The sequence below is a fragment of the Luteolibacter ambystomatis genome (assembly GCF_018137965.1).
GTDB lineage: Bacteria > Verrucomicrobiota > Verrucomicrobiia > Verrucomicrobiales > Akkermansiaceae > Luteolibacter > Luteolibacter ambystomatis.
In genome coordinates this window covers 2715815-2742239 of record NZ_CP073100.1, presented here as the reverse complement: position 1 = coordinate 2742239, position 26425 = coordinate 2715815, and the positions used below count along the sequence as shown (strand labels likewise).

25 protein-coding genes are annotated in these 26425 nt (G+C 63.9%); 13 read left to right on the top strand and 12 right to left on the bottom strand.

Translation table 11 applies throughout. The features are described 5' to 3' along the window. Window positions 1-44 precede the first annotated feature (44 nt). Both KBB96_RS10565 and KBB96_RS10560 read right to left on the bottom strand, forming a co-directional pair. Window positions 45-2318 carry an FAD-dependent oxidoreductase gene (locus tag KBB96_RS10565; RefSeq protein WP_211629375.1) on the bottom strand — a complete coding sequence of 758 codons (2274 nt, stop codon included), beginning with the start codon at window positions 2316-2318 and terminating at the stop codon, window positions 45-47. A gap of 16 nt (window positions 2319-2334) precedes the next feature. Further along, the gene (locus KBB96_RS10560; protein WP_211629374.1) at window positions 2335-3684 is read right to left on the bottom strand and encodes an MFS transporter; all 1350 of its coding nucleotides are present in this window, start codon (window positions 3682-3684) and stop codon (window positions 2335-2337) included. 157 nt (window positions 3685-3841) lie between these two features. Between KBB96_RS10560 and KBB96_RS10555 the strand changes: the two genes are divergently transcribed. Beyond that, window positions 3842-4972 carry an AraC family transcriptional regulator gene (locus KBB96_RS10555; RefSeq protein WP_211629373.1) on the top strand — a complete coding sequence of 377 codons (1131 nt, stop codon included), beginning with the start codon at window positions 3842-3844 and terminating at the stop codon, window positions 4970-4972. Between the two features lie 162 nt (window positions 4973-5134). Here the strand turns inward: KBB96_RS10555 and KBB96_RS10550 are convergent, their stop codons facing one another. The 5 genes from KBB96_RS10550 to KBB96_RS10530 form a co-directional block, all read right to left on the bottom strand. After that, window positions 5135-5425 (bottom strand): hypothetical protein, encoded by a 291-nt coding sequence (locus KBB96_RS10550; RefSeq protein ID WP_211629372.1) that lies wholly within the window; start codon window positions 5423-5425, stop codon window positions 5135-5137. Between the two features lie 270 nt (window positions 5426-5695). Continuing rightward, window positions 5696-7186, bottom strand: coding sequence for a sulfatase family protein (locus KBB96_RS10545; RefSeq protein WP_211629371.1), 1491 nt, complete (start codon window positions 7184-7186; stop codon window positions 5696-5698). Between the two features lie 73 nt (window positions 7187-7259). Continuing rightward, window positions 7260-8753: a glucan biosynthesis protein gene (locus KBB96_RS10540; RefSeq protein ID WP_211629370.1), complete on the bottom strand. Its 1494-nt coding sequence runs from the start codon at window positions 8751-8753 to the stop codon at window positions 7260-7262. Window positions 8754-8868: 115 nt separating this feature from the next. Continuing rightward, complete coding sequence (locus tag KBB96_RS10535) at window positions 8869-10143, bottom strand: hypothetical protein (protein ID WP_211629369.1); 1275 nt, start codon at window positions 10141-10143, stop codon at window positions 8869-8871. Window positions 10144-10214: 71 nt separating this feature from the next. After that, on the bottom strand, window positions 10215-11177 hold the full coding sequence (locus tag KBB96_RS10530; protein ID WP_211629368.1) for a beta-propeller domain-containing protein: 963 nt from the start codon (window positions 11175-11177) through the stop codon (window positions 10215-10217). A gap of 204 nt (window positions 11178-11381) precedes the next feature. On the opposite strand from KBB96_RS10530, the gene KBB96_RS10525 reads away from it, so the two are divergent. Beyond that, on the top strand, window positions 11382-11819 hold the full coding sequence (locus tag KBB96_RS10525; protein WP_211629367.1) for a hypothetical protein: 438 nt from the start codon (window positions 11382-11384) through the stop codon (window positions 11817-11819). Window positions 11820-11913: 94 nt separating this feature from the next. Further along, window positions 11914-12345: a hypothetical protein gene (locus KBB96_RS10520; RefSeq protein WP_211629366.1), complete on the top strand. Its 432-nt coding sequence runs from the start codon at window positions 11914-11916 to the stop codon at window positions 12343-12345. Between the two features lie 83 nt (window positions 12346-12428). Here the strand turns inward: KBB96_RS10520 and pheA are convergent, their stop codons facing one another. Both pheA and scpB read right to left on the bottom strand, forming a co-directional pair. Next, the gene (gene pheA / locus KBB96_RS10515) at window positions 12429-13499 is read right to left on the bottom strand and encodes a prephenate dehydratase (protein WP_211629365.1); all 1071 of its coding nucleotides are present in this window, start codon (window positions 13497-13499) and stop codon (window positions 12429-12431) included. 356 nt (window positions 13500-13855) lie between these two features. Further along, window positions 13856-14554, bottom strand: a complete 699-nt coding sequence (gene scpB, locus KBB96_RS10510) for an SMC-Scp complex subunit ScpB (protein WP_211629364.1) — start codon at window positions 14552-14554, stop codon at window positions 13856-13858. A 412-nt stretch (window positions 14555-14966) separates the two neighbouring features. Between scpB and KBB96_RS10505 the strand changes: the two genes are divergently transcribed. The 4 genes from KBB96_RS10505 to folE2 all read left to right on the top strand — a co-directional run bounded on the left by KBB96_RS10505 (window position 14967) and on the right by folE2 (window position 17035). Further along, a complete protein-coding gene (locus KBB96_RS10505; protein WP_211629363.1) occupies window positions 14967-15716 on the top strand; it encodes a TraR/DksA family transcriptional regulator in 750 nt (249 codons plus the stop codon). Between the two features lie 31 nt (window positions 15717-15747). After that, window positions 15748-15921, top strand: coding sequence for a 50S ribosomal protein L33 (rpmG, locus tag KBB96_RS10500; protein ID WP_211629362.1), 174 nt, complete (start codon window positions 15748-15750; stop codon window positions 15919-15921). 12 nt (window positions 15922-15933) lie between these two features. Continuing rightward, window positions 15934-16176, top strand: a complete 243-nt coding sequence (rpsR, locus tag KBB96_RS10495) for a 30S ribosomal protein S18 (RefSeq protein WP_318971836.1) — start codon at window positions 15934-15936, stop codon at window positions 16174-16176. 79 nt (window positions 16177-16255) lie between these two features. Beyond that, window positions 16256-17035, top strand: a complete 780-nt coding sequence (gene folE2, locus KBB96_RS10490) for a GTP cyclohydrolase FolE2 (RefSeq protein ID WP_211629361.1) — start codon at window positions 16256-16258, stop codon at window positions 17033-17035. Window positions 17036-17259: 224 nt separating this feature from the next. On the opposite strand, the gene KBB96_RS10485 is transcribed toward folE2, so the two are convergent. After that, entirely contained in the window at window positions 17260-18255 is a 996-nt protein-coding gene (locus tag KBB96_RS10485; protein WP_211629360.1) for a hypothetical protein, read from the bottom strand. Window positions 18256-18549: 294 nt separating this feature from the next. On the opposite strand from KBB96_RS10485, the gene KBB96_RS10480 reads away from it, so the two are divergent. After that, window positions 18550-19320, top strand: a complete 771-nt coding sequence (locus KBB96_RS10480; protein WP_211629359.1) for an endonuclease/exonuclease/phosphatase family protein — start codon at window positions 18550-18552, stop codon at window positions 19318-19320. 191 nt (window positions 19321-19511) lie between these two features. On the opposite strand, the gene KBB96_RS10475 is transcribed toward KBB96_RS10480, so the two are convergent. Together KBB96_RS10475 and KBB96_RS10470 are read right to left on the bottom strand one after the other, a co-directional pair. Then, window positions 19512-20114, bottom strand: coding sequence for a hypothetical protein (locus tag KBB96_RS10475; RefSeq protein ID WP_211629358.1), 603 nt, complete (start codon window positions 20112-20114; stop codon window positions 19512-19514). 18 nt (window positions 20115-20132) lie between these two features. After that, a complete protein-coding gene (locus KBB96_RS10470) occupies window positions 20133-20504 on the bottom strand; it encodes a hypothetical protein (protein ID WP_211629354.1) in 372 nt (123 codons plus the stop codon). A 148-nt stretch (window positions 20505-20652) separates the two neighbouring features. Here KBB96_RS10470 and KBB96_RS10465 point away from each other — a divergent pair, with 148 nt between their 5' ends. The 5 genes from KBB96_RS10465 (at window position 20653) to KBB96_RS10445 (ending at window position 26317) form a co-directional block, all read left to right on the top strand. Beyond that, complete coding sequence (locus tag KBB96_RS10465) at window positions 20653-20823, top strand: zinc ribbon domain-containing protein (RefSeq protein WP_211629352.1); 171 nt, start codon at window positions 20653-20655, stop codon at window positions 20821-20823. 54 nt (window positions 20824-20877) lie between these two features. Next, window positions 20878-21555: a ubiquinone/menaquinone biosynthesis methyltransferase gene (locus tag KBB96_RS10460; RefSeq protein ID WP_211629351.1), complete on the top strand. Its 678-nt coding sequence runs from the start codon at window positions 20878-20880 to the stop codon at window positions 21553-21555. 264 nt (window positions 21556-21819) lie between these two features. Next, window positions 21820-22926 (top strand): histidinol-phosphate transaminase, encoded by a 1107-nt coding sequence (hisC, locus tag KBB96_RS10455; protein ID WP_211629344.1) that lies wholly within the window; start codon window positions 21820-21822, stop codon window positions 22924-22926. Window positions 22927-22995: 69 nt separating this feature from the next. Continuing rightward, on the top strand, window positions 22996-24480 hold the full coding sequence (locus KBB96_RS10450; RefSeq protein WP_211629342.1) for a hypothetical protein: 1485 nt from the start codon (window positions 22996-22998) through the stop codon (window positions 24478-24480). 106 nt (window positions 24481-24586) lie between these two features. Further along, the gene (locus KBB96_RS10445) at window positions 24587-26317 is read left to right on the top strand and encodes a beta strand repeat-containing protein (RefSeq protein ID WP_211629334.1); all 1731 of its coding nucleotides are present in this window, start codon (window positions 24587-24589) and stop codon (window positions 26315-26317) included. Window positions 26318-26425 lie beyond the last annotated feature (108 nt).

Sequence of the window (26425 nt, the reverse complement as noted above, 5' to 3'; positions counted from 1 at the left end):
AACCACGGCTTGCGGCGGGACGCCACAGCCACGATTGGATTTCATCACTCATAACAGCGGAATCGGAACACCGCGGCGGGAGCTCCGGCGGTGGCGGTCACACGCAGGCCGAGCCGCTTCGTTGCGACCTTCTCCGGCGGTGACCATTCGAAGCGCGCCGAGTGATGTTCCTCCTGGCGATGCACCACCTCGCCCGCGTCATCGACCAACTCGAACGACCGTACCATGAATGGCACCACCTCCTCCGGATGCGTCATCAGCACCGACTCCATCGGATGATCCCAGTCCGGATCGAACTCGATCACCACCCGACCCACGGATACCGCCGCATCCCAGTCGAGCCACAACTCCGGTGCGGCGTCCTGCGGATCGGCGACCCACGCATTCGGCAGGCTTGTTGGACGCGCGGGACCATGGATCACATTTTCCGGAGCGAAGACCTCCACGGCGGGCGTCACCGTCATCGCGAGATTGCGTCCTTCGGGGCGGCGCTTCGGCAGCCAGAATTCGAAGCGATCGATGCCGATGCCTGCGGGAGGTTCCTGCACTGCGGAAGTGGCCACCGCCTTGTTGAAGGCATTCGAAACCGCGACCACGCCGGTCACGCGCTGGTCGCTCACGCGCAGGCGCACCGCCGGATCCTCGCACACTTTCACGAAGTGATAGCCAGCCACCGGCAGCACGCACTGGAAGCGCACCGCCACATCGGACTGCCCTTCGGAAAACGGAATTTCCAGCGCATCCACCAGCACCTCCGGCGTGAACTCTCCGGCACGCTCCGCTTTCCAGAGCTCCACGCGCAGGGCTCCGGCGTGTTCCGCGGAAACCTCGAAGGAAAACTCCGGCGCGGAACCGGCGGTGAGTGGCACCAGCATCGCCCACGCGCTGTCGAGGCGTACCCAGGCCTTGTTGGTTTCCAGCGTGGCGAGGCGGTAGGTGCTGCTCGCGGAGACACGTGCGCTGCGGGCGAGATCGGATTCATCCTCCACGGTGACGCCGGGCAAATGCTGGCCCGCACGATCGAGCCGCGTTTGCAGGCGCTTCATCGCTTCCGGTGCATTCAGGTCCGCAGGCTGGCAACCCGATTCGCGGCACAGCGCCGCGGCGATGCCCACCGCCTGTCCGCCCGCACCGCAGGTAGCCATCACGCGGGTGGAGCCGAAGGCCACATGGCTGGCGCTGATGATGCGGCCCGCGAGGAAGAGGTTTTTGATATTACGGCTATAGTAGCAGCGGTAGGGGATGCCATACACGCCCTTCGCGTGCCACTGGGTGCAGCCAGGCAGCGCGGAATAGACACCATCGCCCGGATGCAGGTCCATCGCCCAGCCGCCGTGCGCGACCGCGTCCGGAAACACGGTGCGCTCCACCACATCGCGCTGGGTGAGGATGTAGTCGCCCTCGAAGCGGCGGCTCTCGCGCTTGCCCGGGATCTGGCCGACCCACTCCAGCGTCAGTGTTTCCGCCTCGGGGAAATTCCCGGAGTTCTTGATGTGATCCCACACGCCGTAGATCACCTTCCACAGCTCCATCTTGATCTCCTGCGACTGGTGGACGGTATCGAGACGGCCGCCGTATTCCAGCCACCAGAAGTTGCAGCCCTGCATGTTCGTGTTGAACTGGCGGTAGCGCGGGATGCCGGTGATGTCCTTCAGCGCCCACGCCGGGGCGGTGTATCTCACCGGCGCGCCGGTGTCCTTGGTGTAGAAATACATCGAGTGGCCGAGGAGTTGGCCGTAAGCGGCATCCGGGGCGAAGCCTTCGCCGAATTCCTCCTTCGATTCCGCGCCCATGCGGAAGGCGGCTCCGGCGAGGAACGCCACCACGCCATCGCCGGAGGCATCGCAGAACAGCGGGGCCTTCACGTGATACACGGTGGAGTTCTGCGGGCAGAAGGCGCGGACCGCGGCGATCTCCTCGCCATTCATCTCCACCTCATCGACGGCGGTATCGAGCAGCAGCGTGAGGTTCGGCTCCAGCAGGCACTTCTCCAGCAGGATGGTGTCGAGGATGTAGGGATTGCCCTGGCGGTTGCGGTAGAGGTTTTCCTCCAGGATTTCATTGGTCACGCCGCCCTCGCGCGACCAGCGGTTGTTGTTCCCCAGGTGGGAGGTCGCGCCGAGAATCCACAGCCGCACCTCGCTGGAGGCATTGCCACCGAGCATCGGGCGGTCCTGGATGAGCACGGTCTTCAGCCCTTCGCGGGCGGCGGCGATGGCACAACACGTGCCGGCCAGCCCGCCGCCGATCACGACGAGGTCGGCGGTGATTTCATCGGTGCGCAGATGGCGTTTTGCGGAGGGAGGTTCCAGGAGCATGACAATCGCAGCAAAATCAGGCGCGGCGGCGCAGCAGGCCGCCACCGCGGAGAATGAGAAAGGCGAGCAGCGGCAGCACCGCCATCACCGTGAACCACGGCGCATAACCGCGGCCCTCGACCGAGCGCAGCAGCGGTCCGCAAACCGTCCGCAGGGCTTCATCGAGGAAGCCTGCGGGTTTTGTGGAAGGTCCGGCCACCATCGTGGCGACCACGGAGTTCATGAGCACGCCACCGAGCGTGCTGCCAGCGGCGACCACGCTGAAGACGGTGGCCACGGAATGCTTTGGCACCAGGTCCACCACCAGCGCGGTGATGTTCGTGAGCCACGCCAGCGAAAGGATCACCGCGCATACGGCCAGCGTCATCACGCCCGCCACACTGGATGCCTGTGGAATGAACCACGCCACCGGCATCAGCAGCGCGCAGCCGAGCATCACCCGCAGCCGTGAGGCCGGAGCACCCACGCTCTTCACGCCGAGACCGGACAGCCAGCCGCCTGTCAGCGAACCCACACCCGCGGCGGCATAGATCATCCATGTCATCGTCAGCGCGTCCTGGCTCACGCCGCGGCCATCGTGCAGATACTTGGCGAACCAGAATTGGAAGAAATACCAGATGGGATCGGTGAGCAGGCGGCCGAGCAGCAGCAGCCACACCGGGCGGTAGGTCAGCACCTGCTTCCACGTCCACGCGGCTCCGGTGTTCTCCGCGCCCGCGTCTTCCTCGATCAGCGAAAGCTCTTCGGCGGAAATGAAGCGGCTCTCACGTGGCTTGCGATACAGCAGCAGCCACGGCACCAGCCATGCGAAGCCCGCGATGCCGGTGATGAGAAACGCGGTGCGCCAGCCCTCGCCGAGGCCCGGCAGCGTCCATTTGGAAAGCGGGATCACGATCGATGGCGCGAGTGTGGCTCCCACCGTGGCGCCCATGGTGTAGAGGCCGATCGCGGTGGCGCGTTCCTTTGCGGGGAACCACTCGGACACCGCCTTCGAGGCTGCGGGCCACACTCCGGCCTCTCCCAGTCCGAGCATGAACCGGCACGCGCCCAGCGAACGCACGCCCTGCACGAACGTGGTCGCGACATTCGCCAGCGACCACCAGATCACGAACAAGGCCGCGCCGCCGCGCGTGCCCAGCTTGTCCACCAGCTTCCCGGAGATCAGGTAGGCGATGGTGTAGGCGACGAGGAAGAGATTCACCAGGTCCGCATAGGCGCGGTCGTCCATGCCGAGGTCGTGCTGGATGGTCGGAGCCAGCGCGGAAAGCACCTGCCGGTCCACGTAGTTCAGCACCGCGGCGAGGAAGACGATGACGACAATCCACCACCTCAATCCACGGATTTTCCCTGACCACGATGTCGGCATGACGGAGGAAACGTAGCGGATGAAACGCGGTTCTCAATAGGAAACTGCGTAATAGAGTAATTTATTTTCTGATTTGAGCAGTAATGTTGCCGTGAAGTGCCGCAGGTCGCATTATGCGTTTACAACACTGCGCATGCGAAGGAACCTGCCCGTGCGCATGGCAGGTTATCGTCACATTGGACTGATGGTGGAGTCGTTGAGCGGCTACGGGAACAAGATTCTCACCGGCATCAGCCGCTACGCCTCGCGCAAGCCGGACTGGCGGATGGCCTTCTTCGACCGCGAGCGCAAGGAGCTCGCCGAGCTGGTCGGCTCCTGGCAGGGCGATGGCATCATTTGCACGGCGGTGGAGCCGCGCTTCGCCGAGGCCGCGAAGACCCGCAAGCTGCCGATCGTCAACGTGACCTCGCGCCTCATCGATCCGGCGTTCATCAACGTGGTGCCGGATGACCTGGAGATCGGCCGGATGGCGGCGAAGTTCCTTCTTTCCCGAGGTTTCAAGTCGTTCGCCTTCGTGCGCAACCGCGACAACACGCGCTTCTCCTTCGACCGCGGCCGCGGCTTCGCGGAGGTGATCCACGGCACGGATTCCACCTCGCTGGCCACGCTGTCGATCACCAGCGATGCCGATGACGAACTGGCCGCCTGGCTCGGCAACCTGCCCCGTCCGCTGGCGGTGCTGAGTTCCACCGACCGCATCGGCGCGATGGTACTGGAGGCCTGCTGGCAGCGCGGCTTCAAGGTGCCGGAGGAAGTCGCGGTGCTCGGGGTGGGGGACTACTCCCAGCTCTGCGACCTGTGCTCGCCCACGCTCTCCAGTCTGGACATCGATCTGGAGCGCCGCGGCTACGAGGCCGCGCAATGGCTGGACCGGGTGCTGCAAGGCGAGGCCGCGCCGAAGGAACCGCATCTCATTCCGCCCGCCTTCGTGGTCGAGCGGCGCTCGACGGACGTGTATGCCTTCGAGGACGAGGATGTGGCGAAGGCGCTGCGCTTCATCCGCGACCACGCCTCGGAAACGATCAAGGCCGGAGACGTCGTGGCGGCCACCACGATCTCACGGCGTTCGTTGGAAGGGCGCTTCAACCTGCTGGTGGGTGCCACGCTTCACGATGAAATCTGGCGCGCGCACACGGATCTCGCACAGCGGTTGCTGACGTCGTCCTCGTTGTCGCTGCAGGAAGTGGCGGAGCGCTCCGGCTTCCGCACCGCGAGCGCCCTGGTCAGCCATTTCCGGAAGAAGTTCGGCATCACGCCGAAGGAGTACCGGAATGCGAACAGGGGGTAGGTTCCGCTTCTTGTAGCCGATGTCGTGAGACTTCGGGCTGGGTGGATTTTCCACGATCCCCATGGTTGCGTTGTGATGACGCGTGCTTCACCGATTCCGATGGTGGACCGTTCCTGCGCGGGTCATGGCGAATGGGCCCGGCCCGAAGTCTCACGACTCCGGCTACGATGGAAGAGCGCGGCCGCGCAGCCGTTCAACCACCATTCCCACCGCTTCATCCAACGACAGGCCGAATGGCTCCAGGTAGCTCAACGCGCGCGCGGCCTCGACCGCCAGATGGCTGTCGTCCGCGAGATCCGGATGCAGCTTCATACGGTGTGCATAGTAGGAAGCCTGCTCGCGGCTGCCGAAGAACAGGCGTTCCCGCTTGCCGGTCGAGGAAAGATTCGAAGGCACATCGACCCGCCAGCCGTCCTGGGTGTGGTCGATGCGGAATTGGGTCTTGCGGGCCATGGGTTTTGGGAAACGGGTTTTTCCGACAGGGCGGTGGAATCCTACCTGTCGTCCTCCGGTTTGGGAATCACCCAAGTGGGTAGGTCTGCGCCCCCGGGGAGCGCATCCCGGGGCATCACGGCAAGGGCCTCGGCGATCGGAACACTCCTGGCTTCATGCGGGGATTCATCCGGCGGGCACGCGGCCGGGAGTGGGTGTCACGCCACTCCGACAATTCGTGCAATGAGACGGCCGCATGCCGCCGGAGCCTCCCTTGCGGGAAAGGGAAAATCACTCTTCCGTGACCGGCTCGCGGGGCGTCACCTTGCTGGTGATTTCCTTCAACCGTGCTGCGAGTTGTTTGATCTCTTCAGGCTTGGTGGCTGCGAGGTTGGTCTTCTCGCCGGGATCGGTGGCGAGATCGTAGAGTTGATCGGGGGTGGAGGCTTTTTTGCCACCGGTGGCGGGAATGTATTTCCAACTGCCCCTGCGCAGCGTGACCTGGCTGCCGAGGCCGACGATCTCCTCGCGGCCGGTGGGGCTCTCGCCCAGCAGCGCCGGGAGCACGTCCTTGCTGTCCGGGAAGGCGTCCGCTGCCACGGATGCGCCCGCGAGCTTCGCGAGGCTGCGTGCCAGATCCACCTGGCTCACCATCGCATCGCTGGTGGTGCCGGGCTTCACCCTGCCGGGCAGGCGCACGAGGAAGGGGACGCGGGTGCCGCCTTCGTAATTCGAATACTTGCCACCGCGCCACGGGCCCGCAGGCTTGTGATCGCCCAGCTTCACCACGGATTGGTCGAGGTAGCCGTCGTTGACGACGGGGCCGTTGTCGCTGGAGAGGATCACCAGCGTGTTGTCCGCCAGCTTCAGCTCGTCCAGCACGCGCAGGACTTCGCCGACCTGCCAGTCCGCCTCCACGATGGAATCGCCGCGCGGACCCATGGAGGTTTTTCCCACGAACTGCGGGCCGGGCACGCGGGGGACGTGGATATTATGGCAGGCATAGTAGAGAAAGAACGGCTTGTCCTTCGAGGCGCGGATGAAGTCGACCGCCTGCTTGCAGAAGGTGGCGGACATGTCCTCGTCCTTCCACAGCGCCTTCGTGCCACCGGTCATGTGACCGATGCGGCCCACGCCATTGACGAAGCCCATGCTGTGCTGCGGATCGGACTGTACCTTGCGCTGGTCCTTTTCGAGCGGCGGAGCCTCGCCTTCCAGCCGGTGCCGGTAGGACACCTTGATCGGATCGGCGGGATCGAGACCCACCACCCTGCCATCCTCCATATAGACGCACGGCACGCGGTCGGCGGTGGCGGGCATGATGAAGGAGTGGTCGAAGCCGACCTGGTTCGGGCCGGGCGAGACGGGCTTGTTCCAATCGATGCCGCCCTTGCCGCCGAGGCCGAGGTGCCACTTGCCCACGGCGGCGGTGCGGTAGCCCGCGGCTTTCAGCACGGAGGGCAGGGTGGGTTGGCCGGTGGGGATGATCAGCGCCGCGTCTCCGGGGAGAATGCCGGTACCGTTCTGGCGGAAGGGATATTTCCCGGTCATCAGCGAGAAGCGCGAGGGCGTGCAGGTGGAGGCCGTGGCGTAGCCCGCACGGAACTTCAGGCCTTCCTTCGCGAGCCGGTCGATGTTCGGCGTCCGCACGGCGGTGGCACCATTGCATGAGATGTCACCATAGCCGAGGTCATCGGCATAGAGGATCACCACGTTCGGTGGCGCGGCGTGCGCGAGCGGGGCGGAGGCCAGAAGGAGGGCGGGGAGAAACGGAAACTTCATTCGATGCATAGGTTACACCACATCATTTCACCAGGGACGCCGGTGTGACCACCAAAAGGCTCTTTCGTGCGGACTATGGGGCCGCCTCGACTCCACCGGTCCAGGGATAGGCCCAGGTTTCGCCGGTGCGGGTGCCATCATGGAGGAGGCCCGCGCGGATCTCGCCGGTGGTGGCTTCACCCGCCTTCGGCACCACGCCCAGGTGGAGCCGCACCGTTTTCCCGTCCGGCATTGCCTTGAGGTAGGTGAAACGCTGCTCCACTCCGGCAGGCAGTTCCACCTCCGGCTTCAGGGATGCGACCGGCAGGCTGGTGGCGAAATCGACCGCCAGCAGCGTGATCCCGGACTTGTCCGGCAGGCGGCCGGTGCGTGTCTGCACCACCCGCGGCCCCTTGGCGGCGGGTGCGTCCTCGCACCACAGCAGGCGGTAGGCGACATGCAGCGGCTCGCGGGAACCGGCGGGCAGCTCCGGTGTGAAAGAGGCCACGATGTTGTCGTCATACTCGCCGCGGGTGGGGATCTCCACCAGCTTCACCTCTCCGGCGGTCATGCCCTCCTGCGGCTCCACCCAGGCGGAAGTCCGGCGTTCGTAGCGCGCCGTATCGTCCTGATAGGCATCGAAGGTCCGGTCGCGCTGCACCAGCCCGAAGCCGCGCAGGCCATGCACCGGAAACACGCTGGTGCGCACCTTCGCCGGATTTCCCAGCACCCGCCACAGCCGTGAGCCATCCTCCGCATCGATCGCCAGTGCCTCGGAATCATGAACCCGGCCGCGGAAATCCGCCGTGCGGCGCGCGTCCGCGGGGCTGAACCAGTACATCGAAGAAAACCCGGCGAGGCCCACGCCGAGATCGCTCCACGCCACACCCGAGCGCGGGAACAGGTCCGCCTGGATCTCCATCACATGCGGATTTCCCGGGCGGCTGGTGAAGCGGAAGGCACCGGTGGCGGACGGGCCGTTCAGCAGCGCGTGCCAGACCATCACGGAGCTTCCGTCCTCCGGCTTCTCGAAGACGAAGCGCTCGAACATCGGGAACTCCTCCTTGCCATCGCGCCGCAGGATCAGCCCGCGCGCGCTCAGCCCGTAGTTGAAGCCCTCCGGATGGCCGCGGAAGTAGCTCGCGCCGCCGAAGCTGAATTGCTCGTAGGAATTGGCCCCGGTGCGAGGTGCGCCATGCACGCGGAAGCCCTTGAAGCCGGACAGGTCCTTGTCCTGTGGGGCGGCCATCCCGGACGGGAATTCGAAGAGCGCGGCGGAAAACGGCACCTCTCGTACTTCGCCCCCTTCCAGAAGGCCGATCCGCAGTCCCTTGCTGTTGAAGCTGCCGGCCAGCAGCGGCTCCACCTGCACCTGGGAGTCATTGAAGAGCCACCCCTGGCGCTTGATGTGGATGCCGCGCATCTGGTCATAGGTGAGCGCCTTGGTGAACTCCGTGGGCGGGGTCCAGCCGGGAGCGTAAGGCTGCCCGGCCAACCGCTCCGCCTCGGCACGGTGGAGCGGGGCTTCCGCGGCGGCTGCGGAGTGGATGAGCAGGCAGGAAAAGAGGAAGGCAGTGCGTGGATACATGATGGACGGTTGAACGAAGTTGCATGAAATCGGGCAATTTCGGTCAAATTGCCACAAATTCAGTCTTCAATACGCCCATGATCCCGGAATGTTTCCGGTGTGACCGGAAAACGTCTCAGCCGCCATTGGGCTGCTGGAACTGCTGCACGACACCGGCGGGCACCGCTCCGCTGTTCAGATACTGTTGGGCGGCCTGGGGATCGCGCTTCATCCACTTGCCGATCATTTTCATGTAGGTGCGGTCGCGGTTCTGCGGGTCCTGGATGTTCGCGATCTGGCTGGCGGCCAGCTCCGGTTGGCTGCGGGCGGAATTCCAGACAAACTCCTCGTAAATGGCGTCCGTCGCTTCGCCGCGGTGGTTGTTCAGGAAGGTCATCGCCTGGTTCGGATCGCTGGAAGCCATCGAGGCGATCACGCTGCTCAGCGCCTCCCGGCGCAGGTCACCGGCAGGCAGGGTTTCATAGTAGCCGGTGGCTTCGGAAGGATTACCTTTCATCCACGCCGTCATCACGTCGTCCATGGTATTGGCCGCGTCCGGGGTGTTCGCCGCGGTCAGCCAGTTGGCGGCGGTGCGCGGGTCCTTCTCCGCCAGACGCGGGGCGATCTCACGCATCGCGCGATCCCGCAGCGAGGGGTCCCGGAGATTGTCCGCCCACGCCATCGCCGCGTCCGGTCCCTGTGCCATCACCGTGGGCACCAGCGAGACGAGGGCGTCGCCACGCTCGCGGGAAAACGGCATCTCCTGCATGAGCTGGGAGGCCCGGGCTGGATCGCCGGCCGCAATGCCACGGATCACGCCGACCATCCACGGATTGCCCTGGTCCGGTGGACCTTGGAAATGACTGTTGGCCCATGCCATCGCGCCATTGAGATCGGAGTTCGCCCAAGTGGAGAGGATGGTCTGGCGGGCGAAGGCGTTGCCGGTGTTCTTCTCCGCGAAATCGAGCGCGGCCAGTGGATCGTGCTTTGCCCAGGCGGACAGCAGCATGGCGTATTCGGAGAGATTCGTGCCGGACATGCCCATGGCGCGGAAGTCCGCCACCACATCCGCGAATTGTCCCGGCTCCAAGCTGTCCACGAAGTCCAGCCACGCGCGCGCCCGGTCCGGGCCGTGCATCAGGTCCGATATCCGGCCCTGGAGCTGTCCCCGGTCCAGCTTCGCCAGAGATTGGCGGGCTTTGCCGCCGCGCGGGGCGGCGGCCATGTCATCCCCGCCAGAACCTGCTCCGCGGGAGCTGTTGCGGCCGTTGGTGGTGGACGGTCCGTCTTTCAACGAGGGAACTCCGGCATTGTTTGTTAGCGGTGAGGAGCCATGACCGGCAATGAAGCCACCGATGCCGAACAACACGGCGGATGAAACAGGCAGAACGAAGGGTGGAAGGTTCTTCATGCCCGCGATGGTGCCGGGTCCAAGATGATGGCTCGATGACGTGGCAGGAGGAATTTCCGGCTGCGTGCTTCTCAATCATGGAAGCCGCCGAACTTGTCGTATTTCGCCCGCGTGCTGTCCGGCAGTTGCAGGGTGGTGGAGGGGCCGAGATTGAGCGGGTCCCTCCAGGCTTTCAGCGTCCACACCACCTTTTTGTCCGGAGTGACCTCCAGCACCTGTGCCGGGGCGGTGGCGGGATCGACCGTTTCGCTCCACGAGTTCACCCAGTTGTTCACCAGCGTGTTGCCGTTCGCCAGACGGGTGGAGATCTGGAAGCTGCGGATGCCCTGGTCCGGCAGGTCCGCGGGCGTGATTTCCCACACGGTGTCTCCGGCGGAGGTGATCTCCCGCACCAGCTTCGATCCAGTGACGAGGGTATTGCCATTCGGCAGCCGCGAGGCGGACCACGGGCCGGGGAATTTCGCGGTCCACAGCTCTCTACCATGATCGTCGTACTCGGACACCTTGCCACCATCCATGTGGGATACCAGCAGCGTGCCTGTGGCGGTGAGTTCGGCGTGGCGGAATTGTCCGTGGGTGCCCTTCACATTGCCCACCTCCAGCGGGAACTCGCGCTCCACCTGGTTCGTCGCGATGTTCATCACCACGCACTTCGGTTCCGGGCCGTTCTGGATGAAGAGCACGCGCTGTTTGCCGATCATGCTGGCGGTATGGATCTCGCAACCCTGCGGCGCATCGTGGTGCCACAGCACCTTGTTGTCCTTGTCCGCTCCGTCGATGAGGGTGACGCCGTACTGGTGGGCGAAGAGGATGCGGCCATCGGCGAGCCGCACCGCATCACTGATCTCGCCGCGGCTGCCGGGATTGTGCCAGCTCCAGACCAGCGCGCCCTTTTCGACCCGATACATGTCCTGGGTCTTTGCCTCACCGGCATAGAAAAAGTCATGCCGGTCCGGTGCGGTGGATGGCTCGGCGGCGGAGGAAACGGAAACCAGCGCGAAGCCGGACAACAGTTGGAGGAGGTGGGGTTTCATGGATTTGCAATGCAACAGGCGATGGAAGCGAAGCCGCGGCTTCAGCGGAACCGTTACCGTGGCGGGTTGGGAAATGTTACATGCATTTTTTGACTTGGGGAGACGGCGGGATCGGGTGTCGACGTGCTCCTTGGGAGATCCCATCCTTCGCCTTGGCAGGGGGAGGCGATGGAGCTATCAGATGTGCGTCCGCCCCCTTGTTCCATGATCTCCCAGGAAGATCCCCGCCTGCGCCATGCCCGCGCGTTGTTCGCGCTCGCGCTTTTCATCCTCGTGGCCGGACAGTTCCTTCCCGTGTCCCCCTCCCTCCATCCCGCCGGGTGGACGCGGTGGACCGGCATGGGGCGGCATTTCACCGATGTGCTTCGTGGCCATGGCGACCAGAAGCAACTGCTCGTGGACGGACTCCTTCTAACCTCCTCCGCTCTTGTCCTGCTGGCTCCCTTTTTCACCATGGTGCTCGCCCGCAGCGCGCCACTGCTGTGGACCGCGCGTTTGCTGACGCTGGGAACGTGGGTCGCGTGGCTCTCCATCAAGGCGGCCTCCGGAGGGGAGGCCGGCATCCTCATCGCGCTCATCATCCTGACGGCCGGATTGATCCGCCTGCCCGCTCCGGCACACGTTCCACGGCCCGCGAGATAGTCCGATGCCATTCAAGGTTTCAATGGAAACGCCCGACCGTCATCAGCTCCGCCTCCGCCTTGCCCGCGTGGTCCTCGGTCTCGCCGCAGCCTCCATGATCGCGATCCAGTTCTCCTCGGTAGAGTTCATCGGGCGCAGGCTTCCATTCCATGAAATATGGGAGGACATTGGCGAAGGGTTCATGGCGATGCTGCGGGGGCGCTTTGATCCGGTCCCGTTCATGGCCGGCGGGATCTTCGTGACCATCCATCTCTTCGTGCTCGCCCAGCCGTTTCTGACCGGTTTCTACAGCCGGGCCCGGCTGTTGCTGTGGATCGCGCGCGTGATTTCCCTCGTGCCGTGGGGGTGGTTGATCGTCAGCGGCGGATTCTCCTCGATGATCCGGGAGCTGCCTTACTCGGAGGTGGAGCCCATGGCGGTTTGTGCGCTGGCGGTGATCACCTTTCTGCCGATCGGGCTGTTCCTTGTGCCCGCGCGGGAGAGGGAGCAGTTTCAGGAGGGAATCAAAAGGCGCGAACAAGAATAGTCGTGGCCTTGAAGGCGCGGTGATGGGAGGCGGGAATCATCTACGATGTGCGTCGTAGGTGTTCCGGCGGCAGACCGGGGGAATCACTCCCCCGTGTCCGGATACGATCCCAGCAGTTTCACCAGCGAGCAGTGCGTGTGCAGTTCCCCGATGGCGGCGGCGACTTCCTTGTCCTCGCAGTGGCCGGCGAGGTCCACGTAGAAGATGTATTCCCAGTCCTTCCGCTTCGAGGGGCGGGACTCGATCTTCGACATGTTGATGTGGAATTGGTCGAAGGCCTGCAGCGCGCTGACCAGCGAGCCGGGCTTGTCCTGGATGGCGAAGAGGATCGAGGTGCGGTCGTTGCCGGTGGGAGGGCAGGTCTTTTCCCCGATCACCAGGAAGCGCGTGGTATTCGTGGCGCGGTCCTGGATCGCCTCCTCCAGCATGGTGAGGCCGTACATTTCCGCGGCCAGCGGGCCACCCATCGCGGCGGCACCCTGCGCGGCATTATCGCGGGCGAGCTGTGCGGCCTTGGTGGTGGAGGAAACCTCGACAAGATCGGCGTCCGGGAAATTCTTCAGAATCCAAGAGCGGCATTGGCCGAAGACCTGCGGGTGCGAGTACAGCGTCTTGATCTCCTCGCGCGGAATGGAGGCCATCAGCCCGTTCTCGATCCGCATCAGGATCTGCGCGCAGATGTGCAGCGGGGAATCCACGAAGAGATCGAGCGTGTGGGATACCGCACCTTCCGTGGAATTCTCGATCGGCACCACGCCGTAGTCGGCGCGGCGGCGCGCGACCTGGTCGAAGACATCCGCGAAGTTCGGCTGCGGCGAGTAGTTCACCGAGTGGCCGAATTTCTTGATCGCCGCCTGATGCGTCCACGTGCCCTCCGGGCCGAGGTAGGCGATCTTCAGGTCATCCTCCAGCGCGAGCGCGGCGGACATGATCTCGCGGTAGATCGCGCGGATCGATTTTTCCGGCAGGCGGCCCTGGCTCTTTTCGATCAGGCGGCGGAGCACCAGCTCCTCGCGTTCCGGGGCGTAGATCTGGAGGCCGTCGCGCTTTTTCACCACGCCCACTTCATGGACGAGGTCGGCACGGCGGTTGAGAAGGTCCAGCAGGTCGGTGTCGATGGCGTCGATCTGCTTGCGGATGTCGTCGAGATTCACGGGAAAGGAAAGGGGATGAAATCCGGGGCCGCCGGACGGACAGGATTAACAGGATTTTTCAGGATTCGGAGGAAGCGAAATCCGCCGTGGAATGAACGGAAAGCCCATCATTCCATCACGCGCCAAAAGAGAAATTTTCAACCGCAATCGAGCGGAGCGAGATGGACCCACACTCCCAATTCCAGTATTTGGGTCAAATGGACGCGGATGAACGCAGATAGGAAATGATGGAAGAGATATTTGCGGAAGTGGACTCCAATTCCGGCCATCCTTTCTTCCATCTGTGTCCATCCGCGTTCATCGGTGGTGGAAATCCTTCTGAATCGCTGACGGAGACCGACTGGGCAAGGGATGCTTCAGGACTCGGAGGATGACTCGGCATTCGCGCCCAGGCTGAGCTGCTGGGGCTCCGGCTCGGCGGGCTTCGCCTCATCCGGCTCCGGCAGCTTCACCTTGCGCAGCTCCGCGGCATTCGGGAGATCATCCACGCTGCGGATGCCGAAGTGCTCGAAGAAAAGATCCGTGGTCTCATACAGCAGCGGCCGGCCCGGCAGCTCCGCGCGACCGCCGATGCGGATCAGGTCGCGGTCCAGCAGCTTTTGCAGCATGCCATCGCAGGCCACGCCGCGGACCGCCTCCATCGCCGCCTTCGTGATCGGCTGGCGGTAGGCGATGATCGCCAGCGTCTCCATCGCCGGGCCGCTGAGTCGCTCCGGCTTCCGGCCGGGGAAAAGCTGGCGGACGAATTCGCCATACTTCGGGCGGGTATAGAGCTTCCAGCCCTTCGCCCGCTCGGTCAGATAGAAAGCACGGCCGGATTCCTCATAGGCGGTGTTCAGGGCGGCGATGGCCTCCGCCACCTGCTCGGACGAGACTGCGGCGAGGTTGGTCAGCCATTCCTCCAGAGCGGCAGGTTCCTTGCCCTCCTCGATCTCACGGGCGCGGACGTCCTCCGCCTCCGCCACCCGGGCGCGGATCAGCCGTGCCACTTCCGAGGTAGCAAGGGGCTCCTCCGAGGCAATGAGCAGGGCTTCGACGATCGCGCTGAGTTCCATACGGGCGCGCAGCGTAGGGTCCGCTCACGGAGGGAGTCGAGCCTTTAGGCAGGGAGGGCCCCCAAGGACAGGGCGGAAGGCTCTGGAGAGACAAAAAGCCTCCGGGGCGGACTTCAAGTAACATGGCCGGTTCTTCCCTGATCCCCGATGCCTGCCGATCAGTCACTTTCGCACCTCAAAATTCAGTTGAACCTATCATCGATTTTCAAGAAATCCCTTGATTTTCAATCTCTGGCCGCTGTTCCGGTCAAAAAACTTTCTCAACTGGGACACCAATGCCGATTTATGAAATTTCCCCTTGATGGAGGGCCGTTCAGGGGCTAATCCACCCCGCCCTTCTGGAGGGGTGGGGGACGCAGGCAGCACCTGCTCCGACCCCCGATCAACTCTCACTGAGACCCGCTCACGCGCCATGGCCGCGAAGAAATCCACTCCCAAAAAGGCGGCGCCGAAGGCCCCCGCCAAGAAAGCTGCTCCGGCGAAGGCCGCCAAAGCCGCTCCGGCTCCCGCCAAGAAAGCCGCGCCCGCTCCCAAGAAGCCCGAGCCCGTGAAGGCCGCTTCCAGCAAGGTCGTGGCGAAACCGGCTCCGGCTCCGAAGGCGAAGGAAGCCGCTCCCAAGAACGTGACCAAGGAAACCGCCCCCAAGGAAATCGCAGCCGAGACCGCGCCCGTGAATGGCAGCGGCGGCAGCCACTCCGCCGTCTTCGTGGACAAGCAGAAGCAGCGCCTTCTCGACCTCCGCGACGAACTTGTGGATGCCATGACCGGCACCACCCGCGACACCATCCGCAATGCTCCCGAAGGCTCCGAGGCCTCCGGCTCCGGCATGCACCAGGGTGACGCCGGCAGCGATGCCTACGACCGTGACTTCGCCCTCAGCGTCCTGGCCAAGGAACAGGACGCCCTCTACGAAATCGAGCAGGCCCTCCAGCGCATCAAGAAGGGTGCCTACGGCGTCTGCGAAATGTCCGGCCGGAAGATCCCGACCGCCCGCCTCGAGGCCATTCCCTTCGCCCGTTTGACGGTCGAATGCCAGGCCCAGTGGGAGAAGGAATACGGCAACCGCCGCTTCCGTCCGTCCAACGAAGTTGGCTTCAGCGGCGGAAATTACTCGGATGATGAAGATTCCGAGACGGTTTCGCTTGACGAGGATGATGATTGAACTAAATTCCCGCCCCCACGTTTTCTGACACATGCCACGCGAGATCATCATCCTCGAATGCACCGAAGCCAAGGCTGAGGGCAAGCCGACGTCCCGCTACGTCACCACGCGCAACAAGAAGAGCCTGCGCACGCCGGGTCGTCTCGAGAAGGTGAAGTTCAATCCCTTCCTGCAGCGCCGCACCCTTCACCGCGAACTCCGCTAATCTTTTTTTCTCATGTCCGAGCCCAAGACCGTCCAGCGCCGCATCGCCTTCCGCAAGGCGAACCGCAAGATGCCGACCCGTCGGCACGACATCCAGGTGGAGCAGGTGCGCGCCACCAACCCGGAGCTTCTCTCGAAGTTCACCACCGAGACCGGCAAGATCCTGCCGCGCCGCGTGACGGGTGTGTCCGCCAAGCTTCATCGCAAGATCACCCGCTCCATCAAGCAGGCTCGCGCGGTGAATCTCCTGCCCTGATCCCGGGCTCCGGAGAAACCATCATTCTCACCAGGAGCTTGTCCGTGACCCGGACAGGCTCTTTGTGTTTTCACGGACCATGAAGGAACTCAAGGACACCCAGAACGAGCGCGATGACCGCCGTCTGCCCATCGACCGCGTGGGCGTGAAAGGCCTGCGCTTCCCGGTGGAGGTCAGTGACAAGGGCGGCAGCGTCCAGCGCACAGTCGCCACCGTCTCCCTCGCCGTCGATCTTCCCGCCCACTTCAAGGGCACCCACATGAGCCGCTTCGTCGAGGCCCTCCACGCCCACGGCGGCTGCCTCGATGTGCGCACCATCGCCTCCCTGCCGCGCGAGCTGCTCCGCAAGCTGGACGCCCGCAAGGCCCACATCGAATTCCAGTTCCCCTTCTTCCTCAGCAAGGCCGCGCCTGTTACCGGCAAGCAGGGCCTGCTCGACTACGAGGTCCGCTTCGAGGTCGAGGCCGAGGAGGGCAAGCCGACGGATTTCATCGTCACCGTCTTCGTCCCCGTGGCCACGCTCTGCCCGTGCTCGAAGGCCATCAGCGACCGCGGCGCGCACAACCAGCGCGGCATCGTCACCTACTCCATCCGCTCCACCGAGCCGATCTGGATCGAGGACCTCATCGCCCTGGTGGAACGCTCCGCGAGTTGCGAACTCTACAGCATCCTCAAGCGTCCGGACGAAAAGGCCGTCACCGAGCGCGCCTATGACAATCCGGTGTTCGTGGAAGACCTCGTCCGCAACGTCGCCTCGCGCTCGAACGCGCACGAATCGATCACGTGGTACCGCGTGGAAGCGGAGAACTTCGAGTCCATCCACAACCACAACGCCTACGCGGTCATCGAGAAGCACTAGACTTCACGTAGCTGAAGTCGTGAGACTTCAGGCGGGGTGGACAAGCGAAGTTCCGTGCATATCCAGTCCGCCTCTGATCCACCCAGGTGCGGCACGCCAGGGGAGGGGTGAATCCACCCCGCCCGAAGTCTCACGACTCCGGCTACAAAAAGGGAGGGCGTCTCTCCGGGATGTCCGGGTCTGAAGGAGACGCCCGCTCCCGATGACGCGCCCATCATTCAAAACTACGGCCTTTCCCGTAGCTCGGTCGATGCATCCTCATATCCATCCGCCCTGACTCCCGTGATCCGCGGGGGTGCCTGCTTTTTGGTTTCGAGCTCCGGCAGAATTTTCCGCACTTCATCCGAATCCGCGCCGCCTTTCTCAATCAGTCGCGCCACCCATTCATCCCTCATCACCGCATCCGAGATCCGCGCGATCGATTCCGCCGCGGCTTTCCACTCGCCGTGTTTCATTTCTTCCGCGGCGCTGATGCTGCGGCCTGTATCGTAGTGGGCGTGAGCCGGAGCTTGATCCAGCAGCGAATGAAAAACCACCCGGCTGGCTTGGGCGAGCGGCTTGCATGCCTTGGCCAGAGCTTCGGGAAGTTTTTCATCGGCTGGATCGATCGAAAACAGAAGCCCGGCAATGAAATTCAATTCAGCCACCGGAGGGATTCCAATCTCATCCGGGACCGTTGCCAGAAACAGCGCGGCATCCTCGTTTCCGTGCGCATGAGTTTGATAGGTTTTCCATAATGCCTCAAGATTTCCTCTCCGGGCGGTGAGGGACAGGATCGTATGAGGCGAGTCCGTCTTGTCCGCCTTCCTCCGCTTTTCCCACTGTTCCCATGCCAGAGCGGTGTCCTTCCGCACGAGCATTCCGTAGGCGGCTTGCAGATACCGGTCCCGGGCCTCGCTGAATTCAATCTGATCCGCCAGCGCCAGCATTCTTTCCGGCGACTGTTCGAGCGATTCGCTCAGAAAGCAGGTGAGCGGAGCGTCATAGGCCGCCGCATCGAGATAGTGCTCTTCATGCAGCCATCGTAGCACACCCTCTGGATCCTTGCGGGTGGCTTCGCGCATTTTCCGCGTGTCTTCGTCATTCCAAATACGCTGCACCTTGGATGGCAGATCGGAAAACGCGGGGTTTTTCTCCGGTTCCGATCTCGCCATGCCATCCTCCCGCCGCTCGCAGGCGATGAGACTCAGGCAAAAGAGGAGGATCAAGGGATGGCGCATGACGCGGAGAGCACTCGCTTTATTCATATTCCTCCTGCCTTTTCCATGCAAGCGGCGTCCGTTCGCCGCAGGCATGGTAGCACAAGCATTCCTGCTCGTGAATGAGGGCGGCTGATCCTTGCGGCACGCCCGCGATCAACCCCGCGGACCGTTTGCTGCTTTCCTGGGTGCCGGACTCCTCACACACAAGCAGGAATGCTTGTGCTGCCTTGAGACTTGGCCAAAGCGCCGGAATCTTTGGCAGGACCGCCAATGCTGGAAAAACCATCTCTCCCGTGGCGTTATCACCGCGTCATGCGTCCGCTTCTCTGCCTCCTCGCCTTCGCTTCCCTGGCCAGCGCCACCGATTTCAACGTCGTCTCCTTCAACATCCGCAACGGCGGCCGCCGCATGGATGGGAAATACGACCATGCCTTCCAACAGGAGATCCTCAAGAAGCTGAAGCCGGACCTCGTTGCGCTGCAGGAGGTTGATCACATCACGAAGCGCAATGGCAATGTCAACGTGGCCGCCACCTATGCCGCCGCACTCGGCATGACCTCCGCCTATGCCGCAGCGATGCCCTATGATGGTGGCGCGTATGGCGCGGCGGTGCTGTCGCGCTTTCCGGTGGTGGCGGATGAATCGATCCATCTGCCGGTGAAGGATGGCGAGCCGCGTGTCTGCGTGATCCGCTTCGTGAAAGTGCCGGACGCGGGTGTGATCGCCATCGCCGGTGTCCATCTCGATTCAGGCAATGACGACACCGCACGGCAGGAAAACGTGAAGCTCATCCTCCAGCGCCTGAAGTCCGTGAAGGAGCCTGTCATCATCACCGGCGATTTCAATGACACGCCGGACTCCGCGGTGTTGAAGATGTTCGCCGATGCGGGCTTCCGCCGGGTGACGCCAAAGGGCGATGCCGCCAGCTTCCCCGCCGATCAGCCGCGGGTCATCATCGATCACGTGCTGTTGCGCGATGGCAGCGGCCTCACGCTCCAGGACGCGGGCACGGAGGTCGTCGCGGAGTCGAATGGCAGCGATCACCGCCCGCTGCTATCGCACCTGAAGCTCGTAAAAATGTAGGGGGAAGCTCCGCTTTCCCTCTTTGGGGATGGGCTTCGCCTGTTCTTCGATTCCCATCCATCGTCCACCCACCCCCAGATCGAAAGCGGAGCTTTCGACTACATTTTCCCTCGGCATCCACCGTCCGCTACAGGCCTGCTCGAACTGGTTCCCGCGGTGTGTAAGGGATAGCGGGGCAGGAAACCGGCCTGTCAACGGGCGGCGGAAGCGGGGGAGAGTCGCGTGCGGTCCAGCCAGCGGTCGCGTTCGCGCAGGCAGGAATCACAAACCCACGTGGCCACCTCCTTGCGACCGCATCGGTCCACGCGGCCGCAGTTCGGGAAGAAAGTCTTCTCCGCCGGATTCACCGCGGAATCGTCCACGGACACCACCGTGCGGTGCATTGCATCATGATGAACGCGGCAGATCGATGCATCGTAGAGCACCTTCTGTGGCGTGGAGATTTTCCACAGCGTCAGCCCGCCCTGGCTGAAGAAGGCGGGTTCCAGAAACGTGAACGTATATGACTGGTCCGGCGGCAGCTCCCCGGCAGGGAGATCGGCCTGCGGCCAGTGGAAACGGCGGCCACGCGCATCCCCCTCGATCCATGCCTCCGGGCAACCGTCCTGGCCGCTGCTGGCGAAGTGCGGCCTGCCCGTGATGCGCACCTCATGCTCGCGCAGCGCGGCCTCGCCGCGCGCCAGAAGGCCCATCTTGCACGCCGTGACCCAGGCTGCAAAGCAACCCAGGATCACGGCGAGCGTGAGCCATGAGACACGGGGCCGTGTCCGGACCAGTGTGGGTGGAGTGTCCACGGCCGCAGCGCGATGGGATTATTGACCGGGCGCGGTGGGGGCGGGCGGAGGTTCCGGAGTGCCGCCTGCGGCCTCCTTCATCTTCTTGGCGGCCTCCTCGGCCTTGGCCTTGAGTTCGTCGGCTTTGGCCTTGGCATCAGCGGCGGCTTTGTCGGCGGCGGCCTTGCCATCGGCGACCGCTTTGTCGGCGGCGGCTTTCATTTCGGCACCGGCCTTGTCAGCGGCGTCCTTGGTCGCGGTGGCGGCTTCCTTCATTTTCTTGGAAGCATCGTCCACGGCGGCTTTCGTTTCCTTGCTGGCCTTGTCGAGCTGTTCATCCTTTTTCTTGTCGTCACAGGAGGCGATCACGAGCGGGAGCGCCAAGACGGGTATCCAGAGCTTGGTTTTCATGGGGCTGGTTTGGTGGTTTGCGGGACATCCCTCCCCCTTTGGTCATGGAAAAGGGACTATCCTCACCCATATCCCATTCGCGCGCGCACGTCAAAATGTCTTCGTTAGGTTGCTTGTAACGATGCCGCCACGCGGCGCAGAATCGGCCATGGAATTCGCCGAAGTGACCTGCCCGACCTGCTTCGAGACCTTCGAGGTGGCCGTGCCGCCGGACGAGGAACTGCCCACGGAGTACGACTACGATTGCGAAATCTGCTGCCGCCCCATGGTCATCGTCTTCAGCCGCGAGGGCGTGTGGGCGAAAGGGCTGGGGGAGTGACCTGCCCCGGATCGTCCTTGCGCCCCGCCTCCGCAGCATTTCCACTCCGCGCAGATGCCTGATGCCGACTACGTGCGCGACGCCTTCGCGCGGATCGCCGACCGCTATGTGCTGACCAATCACGTCCTCAGCGGCGGCGCGGATCTGTGGTGGCGGCACGTGGTCACCGCCCGCATCAAAAGCTGGAAACCGCACCGCCTTCTCGATGTCGCCAGCGGCACTGGCGATCTGGCGCTCTCCATCCAGGACGCGTGCCCGGAGTGCGAGGTCATCGCCTCGGATTTCTGCGCGGAAATGCTCGCTCACGCCGGGCGGCGCGGGATCGCGAAAACGATCGTCGCGGACGCGCTGAACCTGCCTTTCGAAAGCGCCTCCTTCGATGTCGTCACCGTCGCCTTCGGCCTGCGGAACATGGCGGACTACGAGGCCGCGCTACGCGAAATGCGCCGCGTTTTGAAGCCAGGCGGCCGTCTCGTGATCCTGGATTTCTCGCTGCCGCAGGGAGTCCTGCGCACGCCCTACCGTTTTTACCTCCACAATGTCCTGCCAAAGATGGCGGGCTGGCTCACCGGGCAGCGGGATGCCTACGAATACCTCGGCGGCTCCATCGAGGCCTTCCCCTCGGGAGAGGGGATGATCCAGCTTCTGGAAAAGTGCGGCTATGCCTCCGCCTCCTGCACGCCCATGACCTTCGGCGTCGTGAGTTTCTACGAGGCGACGCAGCCCTCCTGAGAGGGAACCACGAAAGACACGAAGGGGAGGGACTTCGTGGATGCTTTGGCGGAAGGATTCCTCTGGATTTGAAACCACGAATGCTCACGAATTTTCACGAATAGGTTGAGACGCAAGAGAGATTGCATCCCCCGCTTTCCACGATTCGTGAAAATTCGTGTCTCTCGTGGTTTAAAAAGAGGAGAGGAAAATCGCTCCAACTTTACAATCCCGTCATACCCCGCCGTTGACCTCGCCGGGGGAGGGTCCTAGGGTTCCCGGCGGATGAATATCGATCACTACGCGAACCGTTTTGTGTGTGACCTGGTGGCTTACGAGCCAGGCAAACCGATTGATGAGACGGCCCGCGAACTCGGCTTGGAGCCGGCGGACATCGTCAAGGTCGCTTCGAATGAAAATCCGCTCGGCCCTTCGCCGCGCGCGAAGGAGGCGATGATCGCCGCTCTTGAAGACGCCCACATTTATCCGGATGGCGGCGGTTACCGCCTGCGCAGCGCCATCGCCGGAAAGTTCGGCCTCTCCATCGACAACGTCGTCCTCGGCAATGGCTCGAATGAAATCATCGAGCTGCTCTGCCACAGCTTCCTCAATGCCAGGGCGGAACTCATCGCCGCGGAGCACGCCTTCGTCGTTTACAAGCTCATGGCCACCCTCTTCGGCGCGAAGTACGTCGAAGTGCCGGACCCGGGCTTCGTCCACGATCTCGATGCCATGGCGGACGCCATTACGGAGGACACCCGCCTCGTCTTCATCGCGAATCCGAACAATCCCACCGGCACCATGGTTGGCCAGGAAGAGCTGGACCGCTTCATGGCCCGCGTGCCGGATCACGTCGTCGTCGCTTTTGACGAAGCCTATCACGAGTTTCTCGACAAGGCCCCGGACACCCTCAAGTACATCGCCCAGGGTAAGAACGTGTGCATCCTCCGCACCTGCTCGAAGATCCACGGCCTCGCCGCGCTGCGCATCGGCTACGCGCTCGCGTCGAAGGGCGTGGCCGCCATTCTCCAGAAGGCCCGCCAGCCGTTCAACGTGAACTCCATCGCCCAGGCCGGCGCCATCGCCGCGCTCACCGATGACACGCACGTGGAGAACACCCGCCGCGTGAACCGCGAGGGTCTTGCCTTCTACTCGCAGGCGTTCAAGGAGCGCGGCCTGGAATACGTGCCCAGCGTGGCGAACTTCGTCCTCGTGAAAGTGGGTGATGGCGACCGCGTCTTCCGCGACATGCTCAAGCAGGGTGTCATCATCCGCGCCATGCGCAGCTACAAGCTGCCGGACTGGGTCCGCATCTCCATCGGCACGAAGGAGCAGAACGAACGCTGCCTGGAAGTGCTGGATGCCGTGCTCGGCACGGTGGCCGTGTCATGAGAACGGAGCGGGTTTGACAGTGGCCGCCGGCTCATCTAACAAAATAGCGGGGACAGCTTACAACGACACATGACGGGGACGTATGATCCATATCAGCAGCGGGAGTTCCGCTGCGGCCACTGCAATGGACGGATTGTCATCCCCATCGATCTGCCCCCCACCACCGGCCCCTGTCCGCACTGCGGTGGAGTGATCACCTCACCGGCTCCGCCGCATCATCCGCCCGCCGCTTCCCCATCGGGTGCCGCGCCGGTCCAGCAGGTGCCGGTGCCTGTCCCCGCTCAGCCGCAACCACCGGTGCAGCCTGTGCAACCGGTCCCGCAGATCACGCCTCCGGTGCAGCCGCCACCAGCGGTGCAGGCTCCCGTCCAGATGCCGCAGGTGCAACTGCAACCGCCGCCTGCCGCTCCCTCGCCAGCCGTTCCGGCTCAGGCTCCGGCCCAGCCCGTCGTGGTGCCCGCTCCGGCACCGCCCGCCCAGCCTGCCGCAACTGCCGCGCCAGCCCGGCCCGCCGGAGTGCTCGCGGAAAGCGCTCCCGCGTCTCCCGCCAAGACCTCATCCGCCTCCCTTCCAAAGAGCGGCCGCCGCGGGCTCATCCCGGCACTGCTGCTCATGCTTGTCCTCATCGGCGCCCTTGGCGCGGGGGGCGTCTATTTCCTGAACACCTACTACGGAAAGACCACCCCGCCGCTCGGGCAGGTTTCCGCCACTCCCGGCGAAACCCCGCGTCCGAACAACGAGGAAGAATACCTCCGCAGCGGTTGGCAGCGGGAGGCCTACAAGGTGCTCCGCGGTTACGTCGATGCCACCACACCCGATGCCAAGGCTCCCTACATCGTCGGCGGCAAGGAAGAGGTGCCCAAACTCGGTGAATTCTACGGCGGTGGACGGATCGATGACTCGGACACGCCCGCCGAGGCCTTCTCCGCCTACGAACTCTCCATGGAGGACCGCAAGCGCGGCCTCTTCCTCATGATCTATGACCAGCCCCCGCAGTTCGAAATGCGGGAGTTCTTCCGCCCGCTCGCCTCGCTGGAGGTCCAGTACGGCCTGCAGGACGCGGACATGCTGCTCGCCAGTGTCGCCCAGGCTTCGAACTTCGCCATGGAGCCGGTGCGCGTGCAGGCGTTCTTCAAGCGTTTCCCGGATGGTCTCCGCCTCGATTGGGACATGTTCGCCCAGACGAAGTACCGCAGCCTGCGGGCCTTCGTCGAATCCCCCACGCCGGGGCAGAAGGCCGTGTTCCGCGTCTTCGTCGTCGAGGACGTGGGCGAGGAAGGCAAGTCCGCCTCCGGCATCCGTACCTACCGCATCGCCGATCCCGCCACCACCTCGGACTCCACCCGCATCCGCGTGAAGGTGGACTCCGAGCCGGGACGCGCGCTTTCGTCCATCAACTGGCGCGGAAGCAAGGATTCCCGTCCCCAGACCCGTACCGCTACTCTGGAACTGGAGTGGGTGGGCAAGGACGATCCGCAGCTCTCCGTCAGCCGCTTCATCTGCTGGGAGTTCCTCGGCCTCGGCGGCCACGAATCCGCCGCTGTCGGGAAGTAGGAAAAAAGGGAGGGACCGTCCCTTGGATGGTTCACATGGGCGCTTCCCCATGGGGAGGACTGCCCACTTACCGGACCTGTGATCCGCCCTCATTCTAACGGGCGTGATGTTTCCGAGACCCCTCCTCATTGCACTGCTCTCCTCGGTGGCAGGCCCGGCCGGTGCAGGCACGTTCACATGGACCAATCCGGCCGGAGGCTCCTGGGGCACTCCCTCGAATTGGAACAGTGCCCCGACCTTCGCGGCCGATGATCTGCTCGACTTCTCCACGCTGAACATTACCGCGAATGCCGCCACCACCCTCGATGGCAACCGCACCGTCGGCTCCTTGAAATTCGGGGATGCCACCACCGTCTCGAACACCTGGACGGTGAACGCGGGCACAGGCGGCACCCTCACCCTCTCCACCACCACCGGCAATCCCACGATCACCACCGTCGCCGCCGCGGACGTGGTCACGCTCAACGTCGCGATCGCCGGCACGCAGACGATCGTGAAGGCTGGCGCGGGCACGCTGAATCTCACCGGAGCGAACACCTTCACCGGTCTCTTCCAAGTCGATCCGGCTGCCAACTCCATCGTCAACGTCAGCGGCAACCAGTCCGCCGCCACCGGTGGATGGAACATCCGGGCCGGTGCCACGGTCAATTTCCAAGCGGGATCCACCATCGCGGTGGCCAGTGGCAAGTCCATCACGCTCGCAAACGAAAGCACCGCCGGGCACACGTTGAATGTCGCGGGCACGGTCACTTCCAGTGGCACCCTCTCGGTTCAGGCAGCGGGCAATGTGAATCTCAACTCGGGAGCCGCCTGGACCCAGAACGGCAGCATGACGATCCAGCCCAACACCTCGTTCGCGTCCGCGCAGATGACGGTGAACACCGGAGCCTCCTTCACCTACGCGGGTTCCACGGCGATTACGCTGGCGGCCAGCCCCGGTTCCAATGGTGGCAGCGGCTCTCTGAATCTCAGTGGTGGCACCTTTACCACCGGCAGGGGTTTCAACAACAGCAGCAGTGGCACCGCTGGTGCCGCCAATCTGAACTTCTCCAACGGCGGCACGCTCAAGCTCTCCGCTGACATTGCCACTCTCGCCACGACCAACACCCGTCCGTTCAACATCACCGTCGGCACCGGCGGCGGCAAGATCGACACCAATGGTTTCAACACCACCCTCGCGCTTCCGGTCTCCGGTACGGGCAGCTTGGAAAAACTCGGTGCGGGCAATCTCACCCTGACCGGCACGAACACCTACACCGGCGCGACCACCGTCACCGCGGGCAAGCTGCTGGTGAACGGTGCCACCAACAGTGCCTCCGCGGTGGACGTGGCGGCGGCAGGTACCCTGGGTGGCAACGGCAGTGTGGCCGGTGCGGTCAATGTCACCGGCGCACTCGCGCCGGGAGTGGGCATCGAATCTCTTGCCACCGGAGCACTCACGCTCAACAGCGGCTCCACTCTGGCCTATGAACTCAACTCGACCGCTCTCGGCGGCGACCTGCTTGTGGTCAATGGAGCGCTCACGCTCAACGGCCTTGCCTCCCTCTCCCTCACGGAACTTGCCGCGGGAACACTCACCATCGGCAACAAACTGACGCTGATCAACTACAGCGGCACTTGGAACGGTGGTACTTTCAGCGGCCTGGCCGATGACAGCACCTTTACCCTCGGAGCCAACCAATGGCAGATCAATTACAACGATGTGACTGGCGGCTCCAATTTCGGAGGAGAACAAACCGGCCCGGGCTTCGTGACTCTCACGGTCGTTCCGGAGCCATCATGTGCCGTGCTCGGTGGTCTCGGCCTGCTGTATCTCTTGCGCCGCCGGCGTCTCTGAGCCGCCGGGCCGGTTGCTGACAAACCCGATCATTCGAATCCGTGGCCGGAGTGGTTCGCTCCGGTACTTCAGATGATTGATTGGGTTGACCCTTGGCGGGGGACCGCG

What these genes read in the sequence shown, in the direction of transcription:
- KBB96_RS10565 (WP_211629375.1), bottom strand. Translation starts at nt 2,318, where the DNA reads ATGCTCCTGGAACCTCCCTCCGCAAAACGCCATCTGCGCACCGATGAA.
- KBB96_RS10560 (WP_211629374.1), bottom strand. Translation starts at nt 3,684, where the DNA reads ATGCCGACATCGTGGTCAGGGAAAATCCGTGGATTGAGGTGGTGGATT.
- KBB96_RS10555 (WP_211629373.1), top strand. Translation starts at nt 3,842, where the DNA reads ATGGCAGGTTATCGTCACATTGGACTGATGGTGGAGTCGTTGAGCGGC.
- KBB96_RS10550 (WP_211629372.1), bottom strand. Translation starts at nt 5,425, where the DNA reads ATGGCCCGCAAGACCCAATTCCGCATCGACCACACCCAGGACGGCTGG.
- KBB96_RS10545 (WP_211629371.1), bottom strand. Translation starts at nt 7,186, where the DNA reads ATGAAGTTTCCGTTTCTCCCCGCCCTCCTTCTGGCCTCCGCCCCGCTC.
- KBB96_RS10540 (WP_211629370.1), bottom strand. Translation starts at nt 8,753, where the DNA reads ATGTATCCACGCACTGCCTTCCTCTTTTCCTGCCTGCTCATCCACTCC.
- KBB96_RS10535 (WP_211629369.1), bottom strand. Translation starts at nt 10,143, where the DNA reads ATGAAGAACCTTCCACCCTTCGTTCTGCCTGTTTCATCCGCCGTGTTG.
- KBB96_RS10530 (WP_211629368.1), bottom strand. Translation starts at nt 11,177, where the DNA reads ATGAAACCCCACCTCCTCCAACTGTTGTCCGGCTTCGCGCTGGTTTCC.
- KBB96_RS10525 (WP_211629367.1), top strand. Translation starts at nt 11,382, where the DNA reads ATGATCTCCCAGGAAGATCCCCGCCTGCGCCATGCCCGCGCGTTGTTC.
- KBB96_RS10520 (WP_211629366.1), top strand. Translation starts at nt 11,914, where the DNA reads ATGATCGCGATCCAGTTCTCCTCGGTAGAGTTCATCGGGCGCAGGCTT.
- scpB (WP_211629364.1), bottom strand. Translation starts at nt 14,554, where the DNA reads ATGGAACTCAGCGCGATCGTCGAAGCCCTGCTCATTGCCTCGGAGGAG.
- KBB96_RS10505 (WP_211629363.1), top strand. Translation starts at nt 14,967, where the DNA reads ATGGCCGCGAAGAAATCCACTCCCAAAAAGGCGGCGCCGAAGGCCCCC.
- rpmG (WP_211629362.1), top strand. Translation starts at nt 15,748, where the DNA reads ATGCCACGCGAGATCATCATCCTCGAATGCACCGAAGCCAAGGCTGAG.
- rpsR (WP_318971836.1), top strand. Translation starts at nt 15,934, where the DNA reads ATGTCCGAGCCCAAGACCGTCCAGCGCCGCATCGCCTTCCGCAAGGCG.
- folE2 (WP_211629361.1), top strand. Translation starts at nt 16,256, where the DNA reads ATGAAGGAACTCAAGGACACCCAGAACGAGCGCGATGACCGCCGTCTG.
- KBB96_RS10485 (WP_211629360.1), bottom strand. Translation starts at nt 18,255, where the DNA reads ATGCGCCATCCCTTGATCCTCCTCTTTTGCCTGAGTCTCATCGCCTGC.
- KBB96_RS10480 (WP_211629359.1), top strand. Translation starts at nt 18,550, where the DNA reads ATGCGTCCGCTTCTCTGCCTCCTCGCCTTCGCTTCCCTGGCCAGCGCC.
- KBB96_RS10470 (WP_211629354.1), bottom strand. Translation starts at nt 20,504, where the DNA reads ATGAAAACCAAGCTCTGGATACCCGTCTTGGCGCTCCCGCTCGTGATC.
- KBB96_RS10465 (WP_211629352.1), top strand. Translation starts at nt 20,653, where the DNA reads ATGGAATTCGCCGAAGTGACCTGCCCGACCTGCTTCGAGACCTTCGAG.
- KBB96_RS10460 (WP_211629351.1), top strand. Translation starts at nt 20,878, where the DNA reads ATGCCTGATGCCGACTACGTGCGCGACGCCTTCGCGCGGATCGCCGAC.
- hisC (WP_211629344.1), top strand. Translation starts at nt 21,820, where the DNA reads ATGAATATCGATCACTACGCGAACCGTTTTGTGTGTGACCTGGTGGCT.
- KBB96_RS10450 (WP_211629342.1), top strand. Translation starts at nt 22,996, where the DNA reads ATGACGGGGACGTATGATCCATATCAGCAGCGGGAGTTCCGCTGCGGC.
- KBB96_RS10445 (WP_211629334.1), top strand. Translation starts at nt 24,587, where the DNA reads ATGTTTCCGAGACCCCTCCTCATTGCACTGCTCTCCTCGGTGGCAGGC.